The organism is Rahnella sp. 1L-D-7-B-C2 (assembly GCF_057290995.1).
In genome coordinates, this window is record NZ_JBXAVQ010000004.1 from 186,902 (window position 1) to 210,673 (window position 23,772).

20 protein-coding genes are annotated in these 23,772 nt (G+C 53.0%); 11 read left to right on the plus strand and 9 right to left on the minus strand.

Going from position 1 to position 23,772, the window contains the following annotated elements:
• Positions 1-24 precede the first annotated feature (24 nt).
• From AC0Z7K_RS09310 to ebgR, 3 genes are all read right to left on the minus strand, one after another.
• Entirely contained in the window at positions 25-477 is a 453-nt protein-coding gene (locus tag AC0Z7K_RS09310) for a beta-galactosidase subunit beta (protein WP_413530037.1), read from the minus strand.
• Complete coding sequence (ebgA, locus tag AC0Z7K_RS09315; protein ID WP_485614077.1) at positions 477-3,548, minus strand: beta-galactosidase subunit alpha; 3,072 nt, start codon at positions 3,546-3,548, stop codon at positions 477-479. The genes AC0Z7K_RS09310 and ebgA overlap by 1 nt, the downstream gene beginning before the upstream one ends.
• Positions 3,549-3,763: 215 nt before the next feature.
• The gene (ebgR, locus tag AC0Z7K_RS09320; protein WP_485614078.1) at positions 3,764-4,744 is read right to left on the minus strand and encodes a transcriptional regulator EbgR; all 981 of its coding nucleotides are present in this window, start codon (positions 4,742-4,744) and stop codon (positions 3,764-3,766) included.
• Between the two features lie 213 nt (positions 4,745-4,957).
• Between ebgR and ygjJ the strand changes: the two genes are divergently transcribed.
• Positions 4,958-6,040 carry a protein YgjJ gene (gene ygjJ, locus AC0Z7K_RS09325; RefSeq protein ID WP_413530040.1) on the plus strand — a complete coding sequence of 361 codons (1,083 nt, stop codon included), beginning with the start codon at positions 4,958-4,960 and terminating at the stop codon, positions 6,038-6,040.
• On the plus strand, positions 6,040-8,427 hold the full coding sequence (gene ygjK, locus AC0Z7K_RS09330) for an alpha-glucosidase (protein WP_485614079.1): 2,388 nt from the start codon (positions 6,040-6,042) through the stop codon (positions 8,425-8,427). Before ygjJ ends, ygjK begins: the two co-directional genes overlap by 1 nt.
• 40 nt (positions 8,428-8,467) lie before the next feature.
• Here the strand turns inward: ygjK and cytX are convergent, their stop codons facing one another.
• Positions 8,468-9,721 carry a putative hydroxymethylpyrimidine transporter CytX gene (cytX, locus tag AC0Z7K_RS09335; RefSeq protein WP_485614080.1) on the minus strand — a complete coding sequence of 418 codons (1,254 nt, stop codon included), beginning with the start codon at positions 9,719-9,721 and terminating at the stop codon, positions 8,468-8,470.
• Positions 9,722-9,875: 154 nt separating this feature from the next.
• Positions 9,876-10,532, minus strand: a complete 657-nt coding sequence (locus tag AC0Z7K_RS09340; protein WP_413530049.1) for a Qnr family pentapeptide repeat protein — start codon at positions 10,530-10,532, stop codon at positions 9,876-9,878.
• A gap of 185 nt (positions 10,533-10,717) precedes the next feature.
• Between AC0Z7K_RS09340 and dcp the strand changes: the two genes are divergently transcribed.
• The 4 genes from dcp (at position 10,718) to AC0Z7K_RS09360 (ending at position 14,375) form a co-directional block, all read left to right on the plus strand.
• Positions 10,718-12,871, plus strand: coding sequence for a peptidyl-dipeptidase Dcp (gene dcp, locus AC0Z7K_RS09345; RefSeq protein WP_485614082.1), 2,154 nt, complete (start codon positions 10,718-10,720; stop codon positions 12,869-12,871).
• 148 nt (positions 12,872-13,019) lie between these two features.
• Positions 13,020-14,108 carry a bifunctional transcriptional activator/DNA repair enzyme AdaA gene (locus tag AC0Z7K_RS09350; protein WP_485614083.1) on the plus strand — a complete coding sequence of 363 codons (1,089 nt, stop codon included), beginning with the start codon at positions 13,020-13,022 and terminating at the stop codon, positions 14,106-14,108.
• Positions 14,092-14,217 carry a hypothetical protein gene (locus AC0Z7K_RS09355; RefSeq protein ID WP_413530052.1) on the plus strand — a complete coding sequence of 42 codons (126 nt, stop codon included), beginning with the start codon at positions 14,092-14,094 and terminating at the stop codon, positions 14,215-14,217. Before AC0Z7K_RS09350 ends, AC0Z7K_RS09355 begins: the two co-directional genes overlap by 17 nt.
• The gene (locus AC0Z7K_RS09360; RefSeq protein WP_413530053.1) at positions 14,214-14,375 is read left to right on the plus strand and encodes a hypothetical protein; all 162 of its coding nucleotides are present in this window, start codon (positions 14,214-14,216) and stop codon (positions 14,373-14,375) included. Before AC0Z7K_RS09355 ends, AC0Z7K_RS09360 begins: the two co-directional genes overlap by 4 nt.
• A 73-nt stretch (positions 14,376-14,448) precedes the next feature.
• Here AC0Z7K_RS09360 and AC0Z7K_RS09365 read toward each other — a convergent pair whose 3' ends face one another.
• Both AC0Z7K_RS09365 and AC0Z7K_RS09370 read right to left on the minus strand, forming a co-directional pair.
• On the minus strand, positions 14,449-15,648 hold the full coding sequence (locus AC0Z7K_RS09365; protein ID WP_413530054.1) for an MFS transporter: 1,200 nt from the start codon (positions 15,646-15,648) through the stop codon (positions 14,449-14,451).
• Positions 15,649-15,773: 125 nt separating this feature from the next.
• Positions 15,774-16,475, minus strand: coding sequence for a TetR/AcrR family transcriptional regulator (locus AC0Z7K_RS09370; protein WP_485614085.1), 702 nt, complete (start codon positions 16,473-16,475; stop codon positions 15,774-15,776).
• An 84-nt stretch (positions 16,476-16,559) separates the two neighbouring features.
• Here AC0Z7K_RS09370 and AC0Z7K_RS09375 point away from each other — a divergent pair, with 84 nt between their 5' ends.
• The 4 genes from AC0Z7K_RS09375 (at position 16,560) to AC0Z7K_RS09390 (ending at position 19,915) form a co-directional block, all read left to right on the plus strand.
• On the plus strand, positions 16,560-18,059 hold the full coding sequence (locus AC0Z7K_RS09375; protein WP_413530056.1) for an MDR family MFS transporter: 1,500 nt from the start codon (positions 16,560-16,562) through the stop codon (positions 18,057-18,059).
• Between the two features lie 229 nt (positions 18,060-18,288).
• Complete coding sequence (locus tag AC0Z7K_RS09380) at positions 18,289-19,110, plus strand: glycoside hydrolase family protein (RefSeq protein ID WP_485614086.1); 822 nt, start codon at positions 18,289-18,291, stop codon at positions 19,108-19,110.
• On the plus strand, positions 19,107-19,493 hold the full coding sequence (locus AC0Z7K_RS09385) for a hypothetical protein (protein WP_485614088.1): 387 nt from the start codon (positions 19,107-19,109) through the stop codon (positions 19,491-19,493). Before AC0Z7K_RS09380 ends, AC0Z7K_RS09385 begins: the two co-directional genes overlap by 4 nt.
• A gap of 65 nt (positions 19,494-19,558) precedes the next feature.
• Complete coding sequence (locus tag AC0Z7K_RS09390; RefSeq protein ID WP_485614089.1) at positions 19,559-19,915, plus strand: hypothetical protein; 357 nt, start codon at positions 19,559-19,561, stop codon at positions 19,913-19,915.
• Between the two features lie 50 nt (positions 19,916-19,965).
• Here the strand turns inward: AC0Z7K_RS09390 and AC0Z7K_RS09395 are convergent, their stop codons facing one another.
• Positions 19,966-20,445: an Hcp family type VI secretion system effector gene (locus tag AC0Z7K_RS09395; RefSeq protein ID WP_485614091.1), complete on the minus strand. Its 480-nt coding sequence runs from the start codon at positions 20,443-20,445 to the stop codon at positions 19,966-19,968.
• A 298-nt stretch (positions 20,446-20,743) separates the two neighbouring features.
• On the opposite strand from AC0Z7K_RS09395, the gene AC0Z7K_RS09400 reads away from it, so the two are divergent.
• Positions 20,744-22,576 carry an ABC transporter ATP-binding protein gene (locus AC0Z7K_RS09400; protein WP_485614093.1) on the plus strand — a complete coding sequence of 611 codons (1,833 nt, stop codon included), beginning with the start codon at positions 20,744-20,746 and terminating at the stop codon, positions 22,574-22,576.
• Here AC0Z7K_RS09400 and AC0Z7K_RS09405 read toward each other — a convergent pair.
• Positions 22,573-23,703, minus strand: coding sequence for a GNAT family N-acetyltransferase (locus AC0Z7K_RS09405; protein WP_485614095.1), 1,131 nt, complete (start codon positions 23,701-23,703; stop codon positions 22,573-22,575). The genes AC0Z7K_RS09400 and AC0Z7K_RS09405 overlap by 4 nt on opposite strands.
• Positions 23,704-23,772: the final 69 nt, after the last annotated feature.

A 23,772-nucleotide genomic window follows, 5' to 3' on the forward strand; every position in this document is an offset into this window, starting at 1 on the left:
GTTTTTTATTATTTGTTTAAGAAATTATTTGTTTAAGAAATAGCTTTCTTCGATGGTCACTTTCAGGATGGCCTTTCGGAGATCTTTTTCCGGCCGGAAGCGGCTGGCTTCGTGATTTTCAAAAATGATGACGTTGCCTTTTCGCGCTGTGATTATTTCGCCGCTGCCGGTGAAGAGTTCACGATCGGTTTCATCGCTGTAGGGCGCGAAAATGTTAAGCCCTGATTTGGCAGCGAACTCAATTTCCTCACCGCCTTCGAGGTAATAATGCACATCGAAATACCGGCGATGGCCTTCAAATTCTGCCCGCTGCGCCTCAGCGCCGGACGCCAGCCGGTACACCAGCGAATCGCCGATGGAGTGAAAAACGCCGGGGCGTATTTTTTCAAGGTTATTAACTGCTTCCATGCAGCGCAGCCATTTCTTTCCAGTGCCGTACAGCCGCTGAAATTCAGCTAACGAGTTAAGAATAATCATCAGTTCGCCTCCGGGGTTTCTAAGGGCTGGGGCTGAAAGGAAAGTTTTGCGAGACTCAGGCTGTCGGTGTCCTGCTGACGGAATGGCACCAGCGTGAAGCCGTAGCTGAATGCAGAAAAATACACGCGGTAGCTGTCGAGCACTTCCGAGCCCCAGGAGTTGGAGCCGAGCCCCATCATTTTGTGGTCGAGATTGAGCGTAAGGCAGCTGTCCGGCGTGAGCTCGTCGATGTGCTGCGCCTGCTGTAACATCTGCGAACTGTAAGGCCAAAGGCTGAAATTGATCGGTTGACGCGGCTGAATGAAAATCCCGTGCCCAGCCTGGTCGCGCAGGCTCAGCCAGCGGATATCCTGCCGGTTACCGTTGTCCTGCGGCATCGGATAGTTTTCGAACAGGCTGCTTACCGGCTGCTGATAATGGCCGATCAGGTTGGCCTGACGGCTGTCCTGATAGTTTTCGCCCGGCCCGCGACCGTAATATTCCACCTGTCCAAAACGGCGGCTGATGCCAAAATCCAGACCTATTTTCGGGATGACGTGGCTGAAATCGCCATAAGGCGTGCCGGAAAGATCCAGACTGACCGCGCCCTGCGGCGATATCCGCCAGCGGTAAACGCAGCGCATACCGAAATCAAACACCGGCGGGGCGATCACCGTGCGGACTTCAATTACCACGTCGTTGTTCTGTCGTTCACAATGCAGCGAGCGAAAATGCTGCTGCATGATTTGCAAATGATTTGGCTGCCAGATGCCTTCGAATTCCGGCTTATGATTGTCGATGACCGGTTTGAAGAAGTTGAGCGTGGGTGCGCGGCCGACGATTTCTGCGCCGTCCACCTGCCAGCTTTTCAGTTCGCCGTCGAGACGCGAAAATTCAAGGCGCCAGCCCTGACCGCTGACGATAATGACATGCTTCTGCTCGTCGCAAACCAGCGGTATCCGGTTATCCGGTTCGGGTAACGCCGCCTGCGACTGTGCGGCCTGCAACAGCACCTGATAGTGGCCGAGCGGATGATTCGCTTCGCTATAGGCGGTCGGACTGTTTTTACTGATGCTGACGTTAAGGAACGTTTCCTGTCCGCTGGCGGCGAATTCCGGCAGTGGGATCTCTTCGCATTCTCCGGGTTGCAAATGCGGCAGGGTGATTTCACGGGTTTCTGTGCAGAGACCGGCAATCTGCACGGTCAGCGACAGGGTGATGTCTTCCAGTGAACTGAACCAGTAACGGTTTTTGACGCGCAGATTTTTGCCACAAAGGCTGATGTCCACCGGGCATAACACCTGCTTATATTCACGCAGGCCGGGGCCGGGCGTCTGGTCGGGATAAATCAGGCCGTCCATGCAGAAGTTGTAATTATTCGGATAATCGCCGTAATCGCCGCCGTAGGTGTAGCGTATTTGCCCGTTTTCGGCGGTTTCCAGCAGGCCGTGGTCGCACCATTCCCAGATGTAATGCCCTTGCAGGCTGGCGTGACGGTTCATCACCGCCTGATATTCCGCGAGTCCGCCGGGGCCGTTACCCATCGCGTGGGCATACTCGCAAATGATGCGCGGTTTAGCGTGCGGATATTCGCCGAACGCATTCATCATTTGCACGCGGGAATACATAGTGCTGATGACGTCAGTGACCTCGGCGTCGCGATCCTCTTCGTAATGAATGAGGCGCGTCGGGTCGAGGGCCTTACAGCGCGCCGCCATGGCGCGGATGTTGCAGCCATAGCCGGACTCGTTGCCGAGCGACCACATCACGATCGATGGATGATTTCTCTGCGCCATTACATGTCGCTCGATACGCTCAACATAGGCGTGTTCCCAGCGCGGATCGTCGGTGATACGACTCAGATCGCCGACGTTGGCGAAACCGTGACTTTCCAGATCGGTTTCCGCCATCACGAATAAGCCGTAGATGTCGCACAGGTCGTAAAAGCGCGGATCGTTGGGGTAATGCGCGGTGCGCACCGAGTTGATGTTGTGCTGTTTCATCAGGATGATATCGCGCTCAACCCGCGCCATATCGACCGCGCGCCCTTTGCGGTGATCGTGGTCGTGCCGGTTCACGCCGTGCAGTTTGAGGTAGCGCCCGTTGATGTAAAACAGTCCGTCGCGCACGGTGATATCACGAAATCCGACGCGTTGCGGCACCACGGAAATCACCTTGCCTGCGTCGTCATACAGCGTCAGCAGCAGCTGATATAACGCCGGATGCTCCGCGTTCCACTGGCGTGGCTGGCTGACCGGCATCTCCAGCCTGCAACGGGTTTCGTCGCTGATATGCAAGTCACCTGCTGATAACTCCGCGATGCAGCGATCGCCATCCCACAGCTGCGCGTGCAGCCGGTAACCACTGACGGGCTGGTGAAGGTTGTGCAGAGCGGCATCAATTTTCAGCGTCGCATCGCAGCAGTTTTCATCGAATGCCGTGACGACGGAAAAATCCTGTAAATGGACAGGGTTCTGGCCGGTGAGATACACATCGCGGAAAATCCCCGCCATCCACCACATATCCTGATCTTCGATATACGTCGAATCCGCCCATTGCATCACACGCACCGACAGCAGATTTTCGCCCGGCTGCGCGAAGGCGCTGATATCAAACTCCGCGCACAGGCGGCTGCCTTTGCTGAATCCGACGTAATGGCCGTTCACGTAAACTTCAAAGTAGGTTTCGACACCGTCGAATTTAATCAGGGTTTGTTTGCCTGCCCAGGAAGCATCCAGAGAAAAGATGCGCTGATATGCGCCGGTCGGGTTGTTGGCGGGCACGAAAGGAATGTCGATCGGAAAGGGAAAACCCTCGTCGGTATATTGCAGCTGACCGTGGCCTTCCATCTGCCACATGCCCGGCACGGCGATATCGCCCCAGTCGTTCACGGGCTGGCAGTAGAATTCGTCGGGGACTAACGCCGGATGTGCAAAATAACGGAACTGCCAGCGGCCGCTGAGCAGCTGAAAATTCTGGCTGGCGGCGCGGTCAAAGCTCAGCGCCTGCCGTGCATTTTCATAACTGAAAAAGCGGGCGCGAGGCGGTAAACGGTTTTCTGACTGCTTGTCGATGTTTTCCCAATTATTCACGTGATCTCTCCTGAGACGTGTTTCTATGGGAAATAAGATAGTAAATATTTAGTAAAAATAACTAAAAACATTTACTGATTGTCAGAGAGATCACACAAATTAAAAAATGTGTTTGAGGATCATGCGGTTAATTTTTTCGATCGTCGGTGATCCCTCTGACACCGCCTTTTCATCGAAAAGCCGCGTGCCAGAGAGAGATTCGCGCAAGCGCCGTATCAGCAGCGCGTAGTGTCGCGCAGTTGCAAAGAGCTCGGCACAAACACTGAAAGCGGCACGCTGCGTTCATCGCGCAGGCGTTCAGTCAGCAGGTTAACTGCCTGCGCGCCCATGGTTTCTGAATGAATGCGAACCGTTGATAAAGAAGGGAAAACAAAGCGGGCGGTCGGGATGTCGTTGACGCTTATCAGCGCAATTTGCTCGGGGATTTTCACGCCATGCTCCAGCAGCGCACGGGTCACGCCCAGTGCAATGGAATCGGTGGCGATCAGCAGCGCCGGTGGCCAGGAGGTACTCCCCGCGAGCATTTTCTTCGCGCACTGATAGCCGGACTGGCTGGTGAAATCGCCGTAATAAATATCCTGCGGCTGCACGACGTTTTTCAGCCGGCCATATTCCACAAACGCCTGCTCACGCTGGTCGGCGAACTCCGGGTGATCGCGCCCGCCGATAAAGCCGATCCGCGAATAGCCCTGGCCGATGAAGAAATCGATCACCTTCTGGCTGATTTTGAAGAGATCGACATTCACGCAGTCAAACTGTGCGTCTTCCATCACGCCGTCTATGAATACCACCGGGCAGGATTGCTGACTGAGTTGCTGATGCAGCGCGGTCTGCGGCTGGCCGATTACCAGAAAACCGTCGGCGGACGGCAGCGGTTTATCGCCATTAAAGTCGTAACCTGAAATCAGCGTAATACCGAGTTTTTCGCATTGTGTTTCAACACCATAGCGCATGGAAAGATAGTAAGGATCATCAATTTCCAGCCCCTGGCGGTAGGTGAACAGCGCCGCGAAAGTCATCCGGTGCGTAGCGTTGCGTTTGGAAGAGGACAGCTTATATTCCAGACGCTCCGCCGCTTCCAGAATGTTCTGCCGGGTTTGCGCTTTCACGCTCAGGCTCGGATCGTCATTTAGCACGCGCGAAACCGTCGCAACGGATACGTTCGCGGCCTCAGCGATTTCCTTCAAAGTAGCCATCAGCGTCTCATAAATAGGTAAACCAAAGCCGTAGCTTAATGTGATCAGCGGCTTATGTATACCCGCTGCGGCTGCGTGAACGCCCAAAAAAGCATTGTGACCAGGTTAACGCTTTACCGATATTTCAGTATATTTTAGTAAAATATTTACTACTATGCGTTTTACTTTTTGGCTCACTCCTTAAACCCTTCACTCTGAGCGAAGCGCATAACAATGAAGAAAATATCACTCAATAAAATATTAATGTTTTTATTATTCGCCTCGCCAATGAGTTTAGGGGCGCAGGAACCGGCTGTACCCGCCGAACACAATGTATTAACCCCACCTGAAATAACACCAACAAATCCGGATGCCACGGCGTACCGTTTTTATGGCGAAATGGGCGGCGGCGGCAGCGTCTATTTAAACGGTAAAGACCAGCATAAATACAGTGACGGAACTTATATCGAAGGCGGGCTGGAAATAAAGCACGGCAACTGGTTCGGGCTTATTTACGGCGAAGGCTGGACGGTACAGGCCGATCATCAGGGAAATGCCTGGGTGCCGGATCACAGCTGGGGCGGATTTGAAGGCGGCCTGAACCGATTTTATGGCGGCTACCGTACGGATAACGGCACCGAGATGATCCTCAGTATGCGCAATGACTCTTCACTCGATGACCTGCAATGGTGGGGCGATTTTACGCCGGAATACGGTTACGTCATCCCCAATACGCGCGATTTAACGCAGGCGGCGAAAATCCAGAATCTTACCGGCAAGTTCCGCTACAGCGTGACCGCCGCGCCGGAAAGCCGCGTCGACGAAAGTAAAGCGCTGCTGCATTTCGGGAAATATGACCGTTATTCAGATAAATACACGTATCGCGCGATGGTCAACGGTTATACGCAATATGATCTGGCGGAAGGGCTGACGCTGCTCAATGGCCTCGAACTCACCGACGGCACCGGGCAGCTGTTGCTCGCCGGTTTGCAGGGCAAAAACCTGGCAGGGCGCGTCTGGCATCACACCGGCAAGGGCGATGGCAATCATCCGGGCAGCGAATCCGGGATGATGGTCAGCGCGATGGTCGAAGCCGTATCCGGCCTTTATTTCTCCACCGCGTACAGCTACGCCGAACATCATTTAGATAATGCGCCTGACACCACGACCTCCTATGCACAGGGCGGGATCTGGTACGAATATTACGGTGGCCGGTTTGCGACGGCATTAGACAGTAAATTTTATATGAGCAACGACAATACCGGTGCCAGTAATTCGATATTTCTGATGCAATATTTCTATTGGGGTAAATCATAATGAAAATCGTCAGCAGACTTAAATCCGCCACTCTTTTCATCTCAGCGGCATTATGTATTTCCGGCACTGCACTGGCCGATAATGCAAAGATATTACAGGCAGAAAATTATAAAAACGTCATTAACCGCACCGGCGCGCCGCAATATATGCTCGATTATGATTTCGATGAGCATCAGCGTTTTAATCCGTTATTTGATGACGGTGCGTGGCACGGACATTTATTACCGGCAAGCGCGGAAAGTATGGGTGGATTTCCCGGCCCGGCGCTGCTGACCGAAGAATATATCAACTTTATGGCGGAGGATTTTGATCGCCTGACAGTCTTCCAAGACGGGAAGAAAGTCGCGCTGAGCATGACGGTGTACAGCATTCCCGGTGCGCTTGTCCAGACGCTGACCGCGCCCGGCATCCGCATCGATTTGACGCTGCGTTTCGTCACCTCGCGCACTTCGTTGCTGGAAACCAAAATCACCACCGATTCCCCGCTGGACCTGGTGTGGGACGGTCAGCTGCTGGAGAAACTTCACGCTCAGGAAGGCAAACCGCTGTCGGATAAAACCATCGAACAGGAATATCCCGGCTATACGCGCACTCTTCTCCCGACCGCCGACGGGCTGCGCGTCACTTTCGGTAAAGTGCGTGCGCCTTCCAGCCTGATGACGTCCGGAGAGTCTGAGTATCAGATCCACAAATCTCTGCCGATGCAGACGACTGTCGATGGCCATCAGTTTACCGGTAAGGCGGACATCTCCGGATCTACTACGATTTACACCACCTATTCGCATCTGCTGACTGCCGCCGAAGTGCAGCAGGAACAGCCGAAAATCGCCGATATTCTCCTCCATCCGCAAACCTATCTCAGCGCTTCGGAAAAACGCTGGGAAGGGTATCTCAAAACCGGGCTGACCAATCGACATGCCACTCAAGCGCAGGAGCGCGTGGCGGTGAAAGCCATCGAAACCCTGAACGGCAACTGGCGTGGTGCGGCGGGTGCGATGAAGTTTGATTCTGTCACGCCGTCAGTGACGGGCCGCTGGTTCTCTGGCAATCAGACCTGGCCGTGGGACACCTGGAAACAGGCGTACGCGATGGCGCATTTCAACCCGGACGTGGCGAAAGACAATATTCGCGCGGTGTTTGCGTTTCAGATCCAGCCTGGCGATCCGGTACGCCCGTGGGATGCCGGTTTTGTTCCCGATCTTATTGCCTACAACCCGAGCGCAGAACGTGGCGGCGACGGGACCAACTGGAATGAGCGCAACACCAAGCCGAGCCTGGCGGCGTGGTCGGTGATGGAAGTCTACAAAACCACCGGCGATAAAGCGTGGCTGGCCGAGATGTACCCAAAGCTGGTCGCTTATCATGACTGGTGGCTGCGTAACCGCGATCATAACCATAACGGCGTGCCGGAATATGGCGCGACGCGCGATAAAGCGCATAACACGGCGGACGGCAAAATGTTGTTTACCGTCAAAGAGGGGCAAAAAGAGCAGACAGAATCGGGTCTGAAAAACTACGATCGCGTGGTGAAATCCGGCAAATACGACAGCATTGAGATCCCGGCGCAAGTTGCGGCTTCCTGGGAATCCGGTCGTGACGATGCTGCAGCCTTTGGTTTTATCGATGCGGATCAGCTGGCGAAATACGTCAAAAATGGCGGTAAAAAACAGGACTGGCAGGTCAGCTTCGCCGAAAACCGCGCTGCGGACGGCACGCTGTTAGGCTACTCGCTGTTGCAGGAGTCGGTGGACGAAGCCAGCTATATGTTCAGCGATAATAGATATCTGGCTGAAATGGCAGACATTCTCGATAAGAAATCCGAAGCGGAGGCTTTTCGCAGCAAAGCCGCGAAACTGGCCGGCTACATCAATACCTGCATGTTCGACAGCCGGAGTGGTTTCTTCTATGACATCCGGATTGAAGATAAACCGCTGGCCAACGGCTGCGCGGGCAAGCCGATTGTCGAACGCGGCAAAGGCCCGGAAGGCTGGTCCCCGCTGTTCAACGGTGCAGCGACGCAGGCCCACGCCGACGCGGTGGTGAAGGTCATGAAAGATCCGAAAGAGTTTAACACCTACGTGCCGCTCGGGACCGCCGCGCTGACCAATCCGGCATTCGGCGCAGACATCTACTGGCGTGGCCTGGTGTGGGTTGATCAGCTCTATTTCGGTTTAAAAGGCATGGAGCAATATGGTTATCGCGATGATGCCGTCGCGATGGCGCAGACCTTCTTCGACCACGCCGATGGCCTGGTCACCGACGGCCCGATCCGCGAGAACTACAACCCGCTCAACGGTAAGCAGCAGGGCGCCCCGAATTTCTCATGGAGCGCCGCGCATCTTTATATGTTGTATAACGATTTTTTCGGGCAGGGTAAGTTGAAATAATTCAGCAGACGTAACCGCCCTTCGGGGCGGTTTTCGCAGGTCAGGATTTTCGCCCCAATCCCCAGCATACCAGCCCCGCCACCACCAGTGACGGAAGAGTCGCGCCGATATCCGGCAGCAGATTGGCCATCAGATGATAGACCGCGATACCGATAATCCATGCTGCCAGCGATCGCACATTCAGGTCTTTCTGCGTATTTTGGCGCAGGACAAAATGATGGGTGAGCACCACGCCGAACAGGGGCGCAAACACTGAGCCAATCAGCAGCAGGAAATTCTCGTATTGCGTGAGCGGCACGCCCCATGCGATCAGCGTACACAGCAAGCCAATGCCCAGCGTGAGTTTTCCGATGCTCACTGGCAACGATGTGCCTGCCGAGACCGCCGCCGAGTGGATATCGGCGAACGCGTTTTCGTGTTCATCCACCAGAATCAGCAGCAATGGAATACCCAGCGCGATACCGGAAAGTGCCAGCAGCAGGGCGTTAGCGTCGGTCGATGTGCTGACGAACGCCAGCGTATAGGCCACGCCGAGCGACATCATCCACACGCTGCCGAGAAAATATCCGCACGCCGTTCCCCAGAAGTTTTGCCGCGCCGATTTGCCGAAGCGGGTGTAATCCGACACCAGCGGCAGCCACGAAAAGGCCATCGAGACCACGATGTCACAGGCCAGCGCGAACGGCATCGAGCCGTCTCCCGCTTTGTGCCACAGCGTGGATAAATCTGCATGCAGGAACAGATAACCGGTCAGCCACGCGCAGCTCGCCAGCAAAAGCCAGATCCCCCAGCGGCGCAGCACCACGCGGATAAATGCCAGAGGCCCGCTGGCCGCCAGCAGCGTGGCGATTGCGCCGAAGATAAATGTCCAGAGTGTCGGATTGGCCCAGAGTCCGCCATCGCCCCAGGCCCGTTTTGCCAGAAGAGTGGCCGCATCGCGCATGACGACGATTTCGAACGCGCCCCAGCCAATCAGCTGGATCAGATTAAACAGCACCGGCAACGCCACGCCGCGCTTACCGAGGCTTAGCTTCAGCGACGCCATCGACGACATCCCGGTCTGTCCGCCGATCACCCCAACCAGCGCCAGCAGTGCAACGCCGACCGCCGAACCCAGCATGATAGCGGCTATCGACCCCGCCAGCCCGAGTCCGGGTGCCAGAATCGCTCCAGCCTGCAATACCATCAGGCCCATGCCTAAAGAAAACCACAGCGAGAATAAATCAGACCAGCCCAATACCCGTGACTTTTCCGGTATCGGAGACTTTGGGGAATAAATACTATTATCTTTCATGAGGTTAATTTCGTAGTTACAGCAAGGGTCTGTTATAGCATATTGCGCAGGAATTCTGATGACAGGCGAGGAAAGAGGCGCACTTTTTGGTTTCAGTTGCTGAATTTCCGGCACAAAAAACCTTTTCTCACTTCTTAAAATTTCAATCTCTTCCTTACTTCGAATGAATCACAATCACGCCTAATTTCTCCAGCAAATGACTTTGCTGCCAGTCATCGATTTTCACGCCGTCGAGATCGACCTTGCGCAGGTTCAGTTCGCCCAGATCGGAATTTGTCAGGTCACAGTGGGTGATGTTGACGTTGTTCCAGTCAAATTCGGTGAATTCGCCGCCGGAAAGATCGGAGCCGCTGAGGTTCGCGCCTTGCACATTAGCGCCGGTCCAGCGGTTTTCCCACAGCTCACATTTCTCCAGAATGACTTTGCTGAAGTTCGCGTAGCTGAAGTTATTTTTGGTCATGAATGCGCTGCAAAACCAGGTGCGCGAGGTGATCATATTCATAAAGCTGGCACCGCTGAAATCTGCGCCTGTGGCTTTGCATTCGCGGATCTCCAGACCCAGCGCCTGAATGTTCTTGAAATCAGCCATGGTTAAATCGCAGTTTTTGAAACTGGCGTCTTTCAGCTGGGCATGCTGAAAAGAGCAACCTGCCTGCGTTTCATCATCGTAGAAAATACAGTTCACGAAGGCGATTTCAGACAGATCGGTGCTGTCGAAACGGCAGCGCAGGAACCGGCAATCATGAAATGTTTCGCCCGTCAGCTGCTTCTGGCTAAACCGCTGGTCGCTGAAAGTCTGGTCTTTGATCATCTCGTTCCCTGTCATTTTTCCCGCCGCGAAGGGCTTTATCCTGACAGAAAACACAGATCGAAAATATGGAACCTGCCTCGTAATAACACGATTTACTTAAGTATTCGTTTTGCCGATCGGCCGGCAGGCGTCTATTCTCAAAGGCTTAACGGAGTACATCTTTCAATCAGCTAAGGAAGACTGAAATGCGTCTGTCCATCCTCTTTATGGCAACCAGTCTGGCGTTCAGCCAGCACGCAATGGCGGCAGAATCCGCACCGCCCGCCACGCAGGAGCACGTCATGAATCATGCTATCAATGCCGATAATCCTTTTTTAAAACCCAGCCCGCTTGAGTATCAGGCTCCGCAATTTACTCTCTATAAAGACAGTGATTATGAACCGGCGCTGCTTGAAGGCATCCGTCAGAAACTGGCTGAAGTGGATAAAATAGCCGACGACACTTCCCCACCGACGTTTGAGAATACGTATGTCGCACTGGAAAAATCCGGAGTGATGTTGCAGCGTGTGCAGAACGTCTTCGGTGCGATGACCGGAGCAAATACCGACGATACGCTGCAAAAAATAGATGAAGACATGTCGCCAAAGCTCGCCGCGATGGATGACACCATTCATCTTAATAGCAAGTTATTTGCGCGGCTGAAAGCGGTCTACGACCAGCGCGCGTCACTAAAACTCGATGCCGAATCCCAACGACTGATCGAGGTGACATACAAAGATTTTGAACTGTCGGGCGCAAATCTGTCCGATGCCGATAAAGATAAACTTAAAGCCCTGAATCAGCAGGCGGCTACGCTCAGTACGCAATTCACCAACAAATTGCTGGCTGCGACTAAAAATGGCGGGCTGATGCTCAAGGATAAAAATCAGCTGGCCGGGCTGAGTGATGCCGAGATTGCCGCAGCGGCTCAGGCGGCGAAAGACCGCAAACTGGATAACGCCTGGCTGCTGGTGCTGCAAAACACGACGCAGCAACCGTTGTTGCAGTCGCTAAAAGATCGCGATGTCCGCAAAGGGCTGTACGACGCCTCTGTTAAGCGTGCGGAATACGGTGATAAGAATGACACCCGCGAGCTGATTTCGAAACTGGCCAAAGTCCGCGCCGAACAGGCCAAAGTGCTGGGCTTCCCGAGCTATGCCGCGTGGAAGCTGGAAGACCAGATGGCGAAAACGCCTCAGGCCGCGCTGGATTTCATGCACAAAATTGTTCCGGCAGCGACCGCCCGGGCAGAGCGTGAGGCAAAAGACATTCAGTCGCAGATCGATAAACAGCACGGCGATTTTAAAGTCGCGGCATGGGACTGGCAGTTTTATGCCCAGCAGGTACGCAAAGAGAAATATGACCTCGATGACGCGCAGATAAAACCCTATTTCGAGCTGAACAATGTGCTGGAAAATGGGGTCTTCTATGCGGCGAACCTGCTGTACGGCGTCACCTTTAAAGAGCGCAAAGACCTGCCCGTTTATAACCCCGACGTGCGCGTTTTTGAAGTGTTCGATAAAGACGGTAAATCGATGGCGCTGTTCTATGCCGATTACTTCCAGCGCGAGAATAAAGGCGGTGGCGCGTGGATGAGCAACTATGTCGATCAGTCCAAACTGCTTGGCACCAAACCGGTGATTTACAACGTCGCGAACTTCCAGAAACCGGCCGCAGGGCAACCGGCGTTGCTGTCGTGGGATGATGTGATCACGATGTTCCATGAGTTTGGTCACACCTTGCACGGCCTGTTCGCCGATCAACAATATCCGAGCCTGTCGGGTACCGCGACGCCGCGCGATTTTGTCGAATTCCCGTCACAGTTCAACGAGCACTGGGCGAGCGACCCGAAAGTGTTTACTCACTTCGCCAAACATTATCAGACCGGTGAAGTGATGCCGCAGGCGTTGCAGGACAAAATTGAGAAGGCCAATAAATTTAACAAAGGCTATGACATGACCGAGTTGCTGGCCGCCGCGCTGCTGGATATGCACTGGCACAGTCTGAGCGCGAGCGATCCGGCGCAGGATGTCGATAAGTTCGAAGCCGAATCACTGGCGAAGGACAAAGTGAATCTGGCTTATGTCCCGCCGCGTTACCGTTCCAGTTACTTCCAGCACATCTGGGGCAACGGCTACGCCGCCGGTTATTACGCCTACCTGTGGACCGAAATGCTTGCTGACGATGCCTTCGCCGGTATCACCGAGCAGGGCGGGCTGACGCGGGAAAATGGGCAGAAATTCCGCGATCAAATCCTCTCGCGCGGTAACAGCGAAGACCTCGAAAAACTCTATGAAACCTGGCGCGGCAAGGCACCGTCTATTGAACCGATGCTCAAGAACAGGGGGCTGGAGGAGTAAATCCACAATGCCCGGCATCATGCCGGGCGTTTTTTCTTCCTGTACCTCCCTTCGCGCGATAATTAAAGAATTGACGCCCGAAAAACGGCGCATCTACGTTTTAAAATCCCCTATTCTTTTTTCACCGACACAGACTGTGAGTTGAATCATGCTATTCGATTTACCCGACGATAATGTTCTCTATGCCGCGCTGATTGCCCGCGATCCCGCCTATGACGGTTTTGCGTTTGTAGGTGTGAAAAGCACCGGTATTTTTTGCCGTCTGACCTGCCCGGCACGCAAGCCCAAACGCGAGAACTCGGTGTTTTATTCGTCGATGGTGAGCGCGATGGAAGCAGGTTTTCGCCCCTGCAAGCGTTGCCGTCCCCTAATGGAAGGGGGTGAAAAAGACCCGCTGGTACTGAAATTACTGGCTGCACTGGACGCGGATCCCGAGAAAAGGTGGAGCGAAGAGGATGTACAGGCAATGAATGTTGATCCGTCTACGGTTCGTCGCGCTTTCAAGCGTCAGTTTGGGATCACGTTTTTGGAGATGGCTCGTTTGCGCAGAGTGGGCAAGGGGGTTGATGCTCTGTCCACCGGCCATCAGGTGATCGATGCGCAACTGGATGCCAGTTATGAATCCGGTAGCGGATTCCGGGCGGCCATCAGCCGCCAAATGGGTCTTAATCCCAGTCAGGCAAGGAAGCATCAGTTTCTGAAAGCTGACTGGCTGGATACGCCCATTGGCGTGATGTTGGCAATTGCGAGCGTTGATGCCTTGTATTTGCTGGAATTTGTGGACCGACCTGCATTATCGAATGAAATCGAGCGGCTAAAACAGCTGACGTCCTCTGAAATCATCTTCGGCCGCACTGTGCCGATAGAACAGGTTGAAGGTGAACTCGCTGCTTATTTTGCCGGGACATCGCGGGTGTTCAGTACGCCACTTGCCGAATTCGGCTCGGTATTCACCCGTAAAGTGTGGGATGCGCTAAGGGCTATTCCATCTGGGGAATTGCGCAGTTACTCCTCGCTGGCGAGTGATATAGGCCAGGCATCTGCTTCCAGAGCTGTCGCCCAAGCCAACGGCGCTAACCAGATTTCGATTCTTATTCCCTGCCACCGCGTGATAGGCGCTGACGGTTCCCTCACCGGTTATGGCGGCGGATTGTGGCGTAAGCGCTGGCTGATTGAGCATGAAAAAAGAATGGGGTTAAGCCTGCCAACAGGAGCGAAGTATGAATCAGCAAAGTAGGGCTCGGGATTTTGCACAGCAGCACATAAAACACAATCCATTGATGTTGTACAACATCTGGGATGCGGGCAGTGCACAGGTGGTGGCTCAGTCAGGGGCGACGGCGTGAACAAATGCGAGCATCTGAAGGCGATTATGCAGGCGGGCGTAGTGGGGATTAACATTGAAGATCAGCTCATGGGATTACCTGCATTAAATACCATGTCTGACCAGTGTCAGATACTGGCCTCACTCCCCCGGTCGCGCAACTCGCCGGACTGGGCGTGAGCCGGATAAGCTTCGGCCCAGGCCTATATATTGCGCTGATGGCACATCTCCAAAAGCAGATGTTCGCTGCAGTTTAATGCGTACGCGCCGCCAGCCGGTGTCCCATCCAGAAGAATACCAATCCGCCAGCCGAAGCGGCGATCAGTGCGATAAACATCACCGACGGGGCGGCGTAGCTGAGCAGAAAACCGCACATGACCGGGTTGATCGCGCCGCCGAGATTGCTCAGGTTTTGCATACCGTAGTAGCTGCCTTTCATGTTTTCCGGGGCGATAAAGTCGATAAACATATATTCCACCGGAATGACGATCAGTTCGCCGAAGCTGAAAATCGCCATCGCAATCATCCAGAACAGTACGGATTCTCCGGCGGTCATAAATCCGATCAGCCCGACGATAAAGAATACTGTGCCAAGGAACAGCCATTTCAGCAGCGTTTGTTGCTTCATCCGGCTGCTTAAAACGTACTGGAAGGCGATAACAATCACGGCGTTGGTGATCATCACCGCGCCGATGATTTTATAGGCAAACTCCGCATTCGACACGAGTATCAGGTATTGCGAGAGATACCCGGCAAACTGGCCGAAGACTACCGAGCCGAGCGTGCTGCCCAGCGTGAAGTAAATCAGGCGGCGATCGCGGGCGAGAATGCCCAGCGTCTGGCGCAGGTTGGGTTTTGGCAGCGGTTTTTGTTCCAGCACGGCCTGCGGCGGTTTGTGAGGAATGTTGCGTAATCCCCAGCCGAGAGAAATTACCGTCCCGAGCGCCAGTACGCCGGAAATCACAAACGGCAGCATCGGGCTAAACCCCGCCAGCCAGACACCGAGCGATGAACCGACCGCCCAGCCGACGTTCACCAGCGTGTAGTTCATCGAAAATGCTTTGACCCGTTTCTCGACAGGTAACCAGCTGGCGATACAGGCTTTGAGCGTAATGCTCAGCAGCGCATAAGAGGCATTAAGCAGTGCCAGCACCAGCAGAACCCCGGTGACGTTCGGCAGCACCGGCAGCAGTAAAAAACTCAGGCCGAAAGAGCTGATGGATACGGTGATGAGTGTGCGGTGATTAAATTTATCGACCAGATAACCGGCGTACAGGCCGCTGAGAATGCCGATCGCCAGGCTGGCACCGAGGATAATCCCGACGCTTTTTGGCAGCAGATGGTAGTGCTCGGTCAGGTAAATCGTAATAAACGGCAGTGTGACACCGCGCCCGATAGTAAGTACTAACGAACTGGTGAGCAGCGCGAGGATCAGCGGCGGCATTCCCTTCATTCTTAAGGCATTCCCTATGTATTGATGGTGACGGCTAGCCAGTGATAATAGTCGAGTCTGCGCAGTATTTTTCGATACAAAAATAAGAGAATGAAGAGAGATTACCGCAGCTGTAAGGGTTCAGCTTATGACTTCTGCGGCGCAACGCCGTTAAAGAGCAACACTGAAACGTGTTTACGCAGCGCTTCGGGTGAAATCGGTGAGGCGGCGCCCTGGCGCATTTTCATCGAGGCGAGCGGGAACAGTGTCAGGCCAAACAGGGTGATGAACAGCAGCGCCGGATCGAGATCCGGATTCAGGCGGCCTTCGGCTTGCCAGCGGGTGATGCAGTCGTGCACGATTTTCCGGTTCTTATCGCCATTGCGTTCTTCCATCCGTTTTTTCAGCATGCCGCTTTCGCTAATCACTTCCCGCACCCACAGCGGGGCGACCCACGGATATTTTACTGCCGCATCGATCATGCACTGCGCCATTGAGGTGATGGCCATCAGCGGATCGTCGGCGTGGATATCAAAGATGTCGCTGAAACCGGCGCGCACTGGCTGAAAACGCTCGTCGATGAGCACGTCCAGCAACTGCTCGCGGGTGTTGAAATAGTAATGCAGCATCGCGGTGGTCACGCCCGCCTCTTTGGCGATCATGCTCAGCGGCGTTTCGGCGATGCCGGACTGGGCAAAGAGTTTCAGGGCGGCATCGAGCAGCAGTTCACGCTTATCCACACCTTTTTTAACCCCGCTCGGGCGACCCGGACGGCGTGGAGTTGTCACGCCATCTTTTTGAACCTTTTGTGCTGTCGTCGCTTTTTCTGAGATTTTTCTGTCTGTCATGGGCGGGGTGATCCATTGACCGGATGAAAGTGATGCGTCAATATTAATTATACAGTTAATTAATTACAAGTCAGGAATGCATTCATGACAACTATGAATTCGGCGCAGAGTGAGGTGACGGAAGCCAGGCCTTCGATCAAGCTTCTGTTCTCCGCGCTGCTACTGGTGATGCTGCTGGCCGCGCTTGACCAGACCATTGTCTCGACGGCGTTGCCGACGATTGTCGGTGAACTGGGCGGGCTGGATCAGCTCTCCTGGGTGGTGACATCATATCTGCTGGCATCGACCATCGTGGTGCCGCTTTACGGTAAGTTCGGCGATTTGCTGGGCCGAAAAATCGTGTTGCAGACGGCGATTGTGGTATTTCTCCTTGGCTCCGTTCTTTGCGGTCTGGCACAGAATATGACCCAGCTGATCCTCATGCGTGCGTTACAGGGACTGGGTGGCGGCGGGCTGATGGTAGTGACCATGGCCGCGGTGGGTGATGTGATCCCGCCCGCTGAACGCGGAAAATATCAGGGGCTGTTCGGCGGCGTGTTCGGGCTGGCGACGGTCATCGGCCCGCTGATCGGCGGTTTTCTGGTGGAGCACATGTCATGGCGCTGGATTTTCTACATCAACCTGCCGCTGGGTATTTTTGCGTTGCTGGTCATCGGCGTGGCGCTGAAATCACAGACCGCACGCATCCGTCACGAAATCGACTTCCTCGGCGCAGCGTATCTGGCGGCGGCGCTGACCAGCATTATTTTATTTACCAGCGAAGGCGGCACGGTCTATCAGTGGTCGGATCCGCAACTGTGGTGCATTCTGGCATTTGGCGTGGTGACGCTCGGCGGCTTTATTTATGAAGAAACGCTGGCGGCGGAGCCAATCATTCCGCTTGGATTGTTCCGCGACCGTACGTTCCTGCTGAGCTGCGCCATCAGCTTTATTATCGGGATGTCGCTGATGGGCTCGATGACGTTCCTGCCGCTCTATTTGCAGGTGGTGAAAGGCTCGTCACCGTCGGAAGCCGGGATGCAACTGCTGCCGCTGATGGGCGCGCTGCTGGTCAGCTCGATTGTCAGTGGCCGGATTATCAGTCGCGTTGGACGCTATCGCCTGTTCCCGATTTTCGGCACCTTGCTGAGTTTTATCGGCATGCTGATGCTGGGTAACCTCAAACTCAGCACCACGCTGCCGCAGCTTTATCTGTATATCGGCGTGCTCGGCTTCGGGTTAGGTATGGTGATGCAGGTGCTGGTACTGGCGGTGCAAAACTCGGTGTCGATGAAACAACTGGGCGTGGCGACGTCCAGCGTGACGCTGTTCCGTTCTATCGGGGGGTCTATCGGCGTGGCGGCTTTCGGCGCCCTTTTCACCCATGGTTTGCGGACGCAACTGGAGAAACTGATCCCCGAAGGCACGCAGCTTCCGCGCTCGCTGGGCGCGCAGGCAGTACAACAGTTACCGGCGGCAATCCGCGATGATTATTTACAGGCGTTCGCCTCGGCGCTGCATTCGGTGTACCAGATTTCCGCCGGCGTGATGGTACTGGCGTTCGTGTTGTCGCTGTTGCAAAAAGATGCTGTGCTGAAGAAATAAAATGTTTCGTTGAGTCGTTTCAATATTGTGGGCTTCGGCCCACATTCTTTAAATTCCTCTGTAAAAAAACTCCCTCCCTTTTCCTATTTCTGGTATTTATAAATCAATAACCCACAGTTAATCATTTATTCCAATGCTCCATGTATTTATTAGATGAATAATTCTTAAATTTTTAAAAGATGAAATTATAAATCACCGCAACTTATTGCATAGTAATAAGGATGTAGATATGTCCTCATCATTAAGTCGAAGTGTCGGCTACTTTGGCGACAACTTATTTCATGACGTTATCGAAGTACAATATCGTTTAAAGAGTGCTGGATTTTCGGAGCTGATTGTAGATGGCAATTGTGGGCCGAAAACCGTGGCCGCCATAAGAAAGTTTCAGCAACGGTTTATGTCATTGCCTGATGGCCTGGTTGAACCCGGTGGTGCAACCCTCCGTCGGTTGCAGTTTGGGCATTTCTCACAGGGGAACGCACGTCTGGACACGCCTGTGCCGACGGCGAGTAATCTGCCAGCAGGCGGGGGAGTGAGGAAAAATGTTAATGACTTGTCTGTTAGCCCGCAGGGACATGCGTTAATCAAGAATTATGAGAGTTTGAGGTTGAGGCCTTATTTTGATGGTACAGGTCATGAAATTACGAAATATATTAAAGGCGCTACTATTGGATATGGACATCTAATTAGTGGAGAAAGAGAATTCGAATCTTTCAAAACAGGAATAAATGAGATGAAATCTAATGAACTTTATCAGGGAGATATTTTTGAAATGGAAATTAAAACAAAAAAACTCATAAAAGTTCCTCTTTCTCAAAATGAATATGATGCGATAATGATTTTTGTTTTTAACATAGGATATGGAAGTATTGAAAAAGACAAAGGATTTATTACATCAGAAGTATTAAAAATCATAAATGGTGAGTCTAGTGTAGATATAGATGAAGCATGGTTACGCTGGAAATATTCTAATGGACATATTACGAAAGGGGTAATAAATAGGAGAAAGTCTGAGCTCAATGTTTTCCATAATGGAGTTTATGCGCGATGAGATTGTTTACAATAGTGTTGTTATTTCTCCTCACCTCAGAAAATTGTTATGCGAATAGATACAAGTTACATCCTGGTGTCTATTCTTTTCAGGGAGAAAAATTCGAAATAGAACTTAAAGTACCTTGCCCGGGAGTAAACTTAGCTTGTCAAAATGTAACATATGATGGGATCAACAAAAAAACAGGGGGTAAAATTCATCTGAAAGGTCAGTTAATGGTGAATCCACAAGCTAACCGTCAATGGTATGAATTTGAAAATGGGCAATACCTTTATTTATTGACGCCTGATTATACACCATCAGATACACCTGATGAAAAATGGAGGTTAAATGTATCCATTAAAGGGAAGTATATTATAAGTGACTATGGCGTAATGTATTAGGTAAATTTATACGAATGATTGGATTTTAAATAATGAATAAAATAATGATTATCGGGATTCTGACTATGTGGAGCACAACTTGTTTTTCGAGCAATTATGAACTTCACCCCGGTCAGCCAGATTTTAGATGTAAACGTTTCGATATCGATTTGAAATATAATTGCGAAGAGGGGGAGATGGCTTGTCAGGATGTAGATTACGACGGGATAAATAAAAATACTGGCGCAAGATTGAAACTGAAAGGTCGGGTTATGTTTAATTCCCACAGCTATGATTTCCAAGGGTATGTTTTCGATAATGGTCAATACAGCTATACTTTAAATCCGGATTATTCTAAAGAAGAAAATTCCCACGAAGTTTGGGTGTTAAATATTTTTTATCACAATAAAATCCTTTCTCACGACGAATGCCTTGCGAATTAGAATATCTTAAAAAAGTGCCATTTAATCCTCAAATGGCACTTTTTAGACTCCTATAAGACTCTGTCAATCCATAAGCTATAGCCTGAAGTTCCGGCGATATGATGCGTGACATCTATTGTTTCGTAACGTAATGAAAGCGTCTCGTAGGGTTGAGAGTCGCCACCAGGGAGTGTACTGGGATTGGTAGATGAAATGCTTTCAAGGGTGGCGTCTGTCAGTTTGAGGGTGAGGTATTTTTCCTGTACGCCGTACTGTGAAGTTCTGAAGTAGTCCAGAGTGCATTGAATTTTCTCATTATTAGAAATTGCGACAAGCAATAATGGTGTCGATTTATCCAGAGGCTTTGTTACCCTGAGGGGATGATGGTTAACATTTTCATCTCGGGTGATATCGTGTTGAGAAGAATAGACAAGTATCTGATCTGCATGGCCGGACTGAAATCTGTTGCCGATGGAACTGTAGGTTGAGCAACCTGCTGATATTAATCCTTGCGTCTTTCCTGTTATGGTTAAATATGTGCAGTTTGACATTTTTAATGTTCCTTTATGAAAACTTTCAGAGTGTTATTTCTAAATAAGCGAATCATGCTCTTCTATTATAAAGCTATTTTTAACATGAAATGAATATTGAAAATGAGACCCAAATCGGGTTGATGTTTGTTTTAATATAAATGCCAAACCTTTTTATAATTATAACGGAATAATAAGAATGCATATTTTTAATAGGTAGAACACAAAAAATACTCTACGCTTATAGGTTCTGTTACGTTATGAAACCAGAACATCAGAGCAGGACAGCCCTGACGACAAATTACTTAAGAGGTGTGCCATGCTGTTTCGCCGTTTCGAGCGAATGATCGACATCTTCCGTGAGGCGCCGGGCGGGGAGCCGCCGGATAAAGTTTTTCCTTTCTATCTCTATTATTTACGCCAGGTCTGGCCGAGTTTTGCGGTGCTGCTGGTGGTCGGGCTGGTGGCATCGCTGATTGAAGTGTCGCTGTTCAGTTATCTCAGCCAGATTATCGATCTCACCAAAGATACGCCGCCGGGCAGTTTCTTCTCCGAACATAGTGGGGAACTCATCTGGATGGCGGCGGTGGCGATGATTCTGCGGCCGGTGTTTTTCGGGCTGAACGATTTACTGGTGCATCAGACCCTGACGCCGGGCATGACCAGCATGGTGCGCTGGCAAAACCATAAGTATGTGCTCAAGCAAAGCCTGAACTTCTTTCAGAGTGATTTTGCCGGGCGTATCGCCCAACGCATCATGCAGACCGGCAGCTCGCTGCGGGATTCGGCGGTGCAGATGGTCGATGCCATCTGGCACGTGGTGATCTACGCCGCGAGTGCGCTGTTCCTGTTTGCCGAAGCTGACTGGCGGCTGATGATCCCGCTGATTATCTGGATTTTCTGCTACGCCATTTGCCTGTGGTTCTTCGTGCCGCGCGTGAAGCAGCGTTCGGTCGAATCCTCCGAAGCGCGCTCTAAACTGATGGGCTGCATCGTCGATGGCTACACCAATATCGCGACGCTCAAACTGTTTGCCCACAGCGACATGGAGCAGCAGTACGCCCGTGATGCGATCACCGAACAGACGTACAAAACGCAGCTGGCGGGCCGTTTGCTCACCGGTATGGCGTTCGCTATTACCACGCTGAACGGCCTGCTGATTGTCGCCAGTACCGGGCTGGCGCTGTGGTTGTGGACGCAGTCGCTGATCTCCGTCGGCGCGATTGCGCTGGCGACCGGTCTGGTCATCCGTATTGTGAATATGTCCGGCTGGATCATGTGGGTGGTGAACGGGATTTTCGAAAATATCGGCACGGTTCAGGACGGCCTGCACACCATCGCACAGCCGCTGACCGTCACGGATAAACCGCAGGCGAAGGCGCTGAAGGTCGATCGCGGGGCGATCCACTTCGATCATATTAACTTTAACTACGGGAAAGGTGCGCGGGTGATCCAGGATCTGGATCTGGCGATCCGCCCCGGCGAGAAGATCGGTCTGATAGGGCCTTCCGGCGCGGGGAAATCGACGCTGGTGAACCTGCTGCTGCGCCTGTATGACATCGACGGTGGCCGCATTTTGATTGATGAGCAGAACATCGCCGACGTCACGCAGGAAAGCCTGCGCGCGCAAATCGGGATGATCACGCAGGACACCTCGCTGCTGCACCGTTCCATCCGCGATAACCTGCTTTATGGCCGGCCGGGCGCAACGGAAGAGGAATTGTTGCAGGCAGTCCGGCAGGCTCGCGCCGATGAGTTCATTCCGCAACTCTATGATTCACTGGGCAGAACCGGGCTGGATGCGCACGTCGGCGAGCGCGGCGTGAAACTCTCCGGCGGGCAGCGTCAGCGTATCGCGATTGCGCGCGTATTACTGAAAAACGCACCGATTCTGATCATGGATGAAGCCACGTCGGCGCTGGATTCCGAAGTGGAAGCGGCGATTCAGGAAAGTCTGGAGACGCTGATGGGCGGCAAAACGGTGATCGCCATCGCGCATCGCTTGTCGACGATTGCCAAAATGGATCGTCTGGTGGTGCTGGAGAAAGGGCAGATTGTCGAGATGGGGAGTCACGCCGAGCTGCTGGCGCACGGTGGGCTTTACGCCCGTTTATGGCAGCATCAGACCGGTGGATTTGTCGGGATGGATTAAGGTTCGGCACTGTGCCGGTAGGGCAGCATTGCACGGGCTTCATCCGCCCAGCGCTGCACGCCGGCACGTTCTTCCACTAAGAAATCTTCCACGGCATCGCGCAGCCCCGGATGCCGTAAATAGTGCCACGAGTCGGTGATCACCGGCTCAAAGCCGCGCAGCAGTTTGTGTTCGCCCTGGGCACCTGCGTCAAACCGCGCCAGCCCGTTGACAATCGCGTACTCCATCCCCTGATAAAAGCAGGTCTCGAAGTGCAGCCGGTCGAACTCGGCAAGGCATCCCCAGTAGCGGCCATAGAACGTATCCCCGCTGATTAAACTGAACGCCATCGCCACGTCGCGACCACTTTGCTGCGCGACGACCAGACGGATCGCCTCCGGCATCCGCTGTGCCAGCAGGCTGAAAAAAGCACGGGTCAGATAGGGCGACTGGCCGCGTACTGCGTAGGTATTGCTGTAGCAGCGGTAGACAAAATCCCACTGCGCTTCGGTCACGTCGGCCCCTTTCAGCCAGACAAACTCAATGCCCTGCGCCGCGACCTGTTCGCGCTCTTTGCGAAACTGCTTACGTTTGCGCGAGGTGAGGGCATCGAGATAATCCTGAAAATCGCGATAGTCCCGGTTCTGCCAGTGATACTGGCAGCCGAGTCTGTGCTGCCAGACTTTTTCGCGGCCAATCAGCTGGTTGGCGCGTGGATCGGTGAAATTAATGTGTGCGCCGGTCAGGCCGTTTTCTACCAGATACTCCGGCAGCGCCTGCAATAAGTTGACTGCTGCAGCTTCATCACCCAGCAAACGCGCGCCGGTCACCGGGCTGAACGGCACTGCGCCCAGCCATTTCGGATAATAGGCAATGCCCGAACGCTGACATGCATCCGCCCAGCCCTGATCAAACACGTATTCACCATATGAATGACGCTTGCGGTAACCGGGAATGGCGGCGAGGATTTTGCCGTTTTCCTGCCATACCAGGTGCTCGGACTGCCAGCCAGAGTTCGGCCCCAAACTGCCGCTCTCTTCCAGCGTGGATAAAAACGCGTGGCTGAGGAACGGTTGCTGCGCAGGCACCAGCGCGTCCCACTGCGCGGCAGGTAAATCGGCCAGATGGGTAAACGCGTTTATCGGCATGAGTTTTTCCGGTGAGGAAGAAAGTGGGCAGGGTAAGGCGGACATCCGGGAGCCATTCAGCTCCCGGAA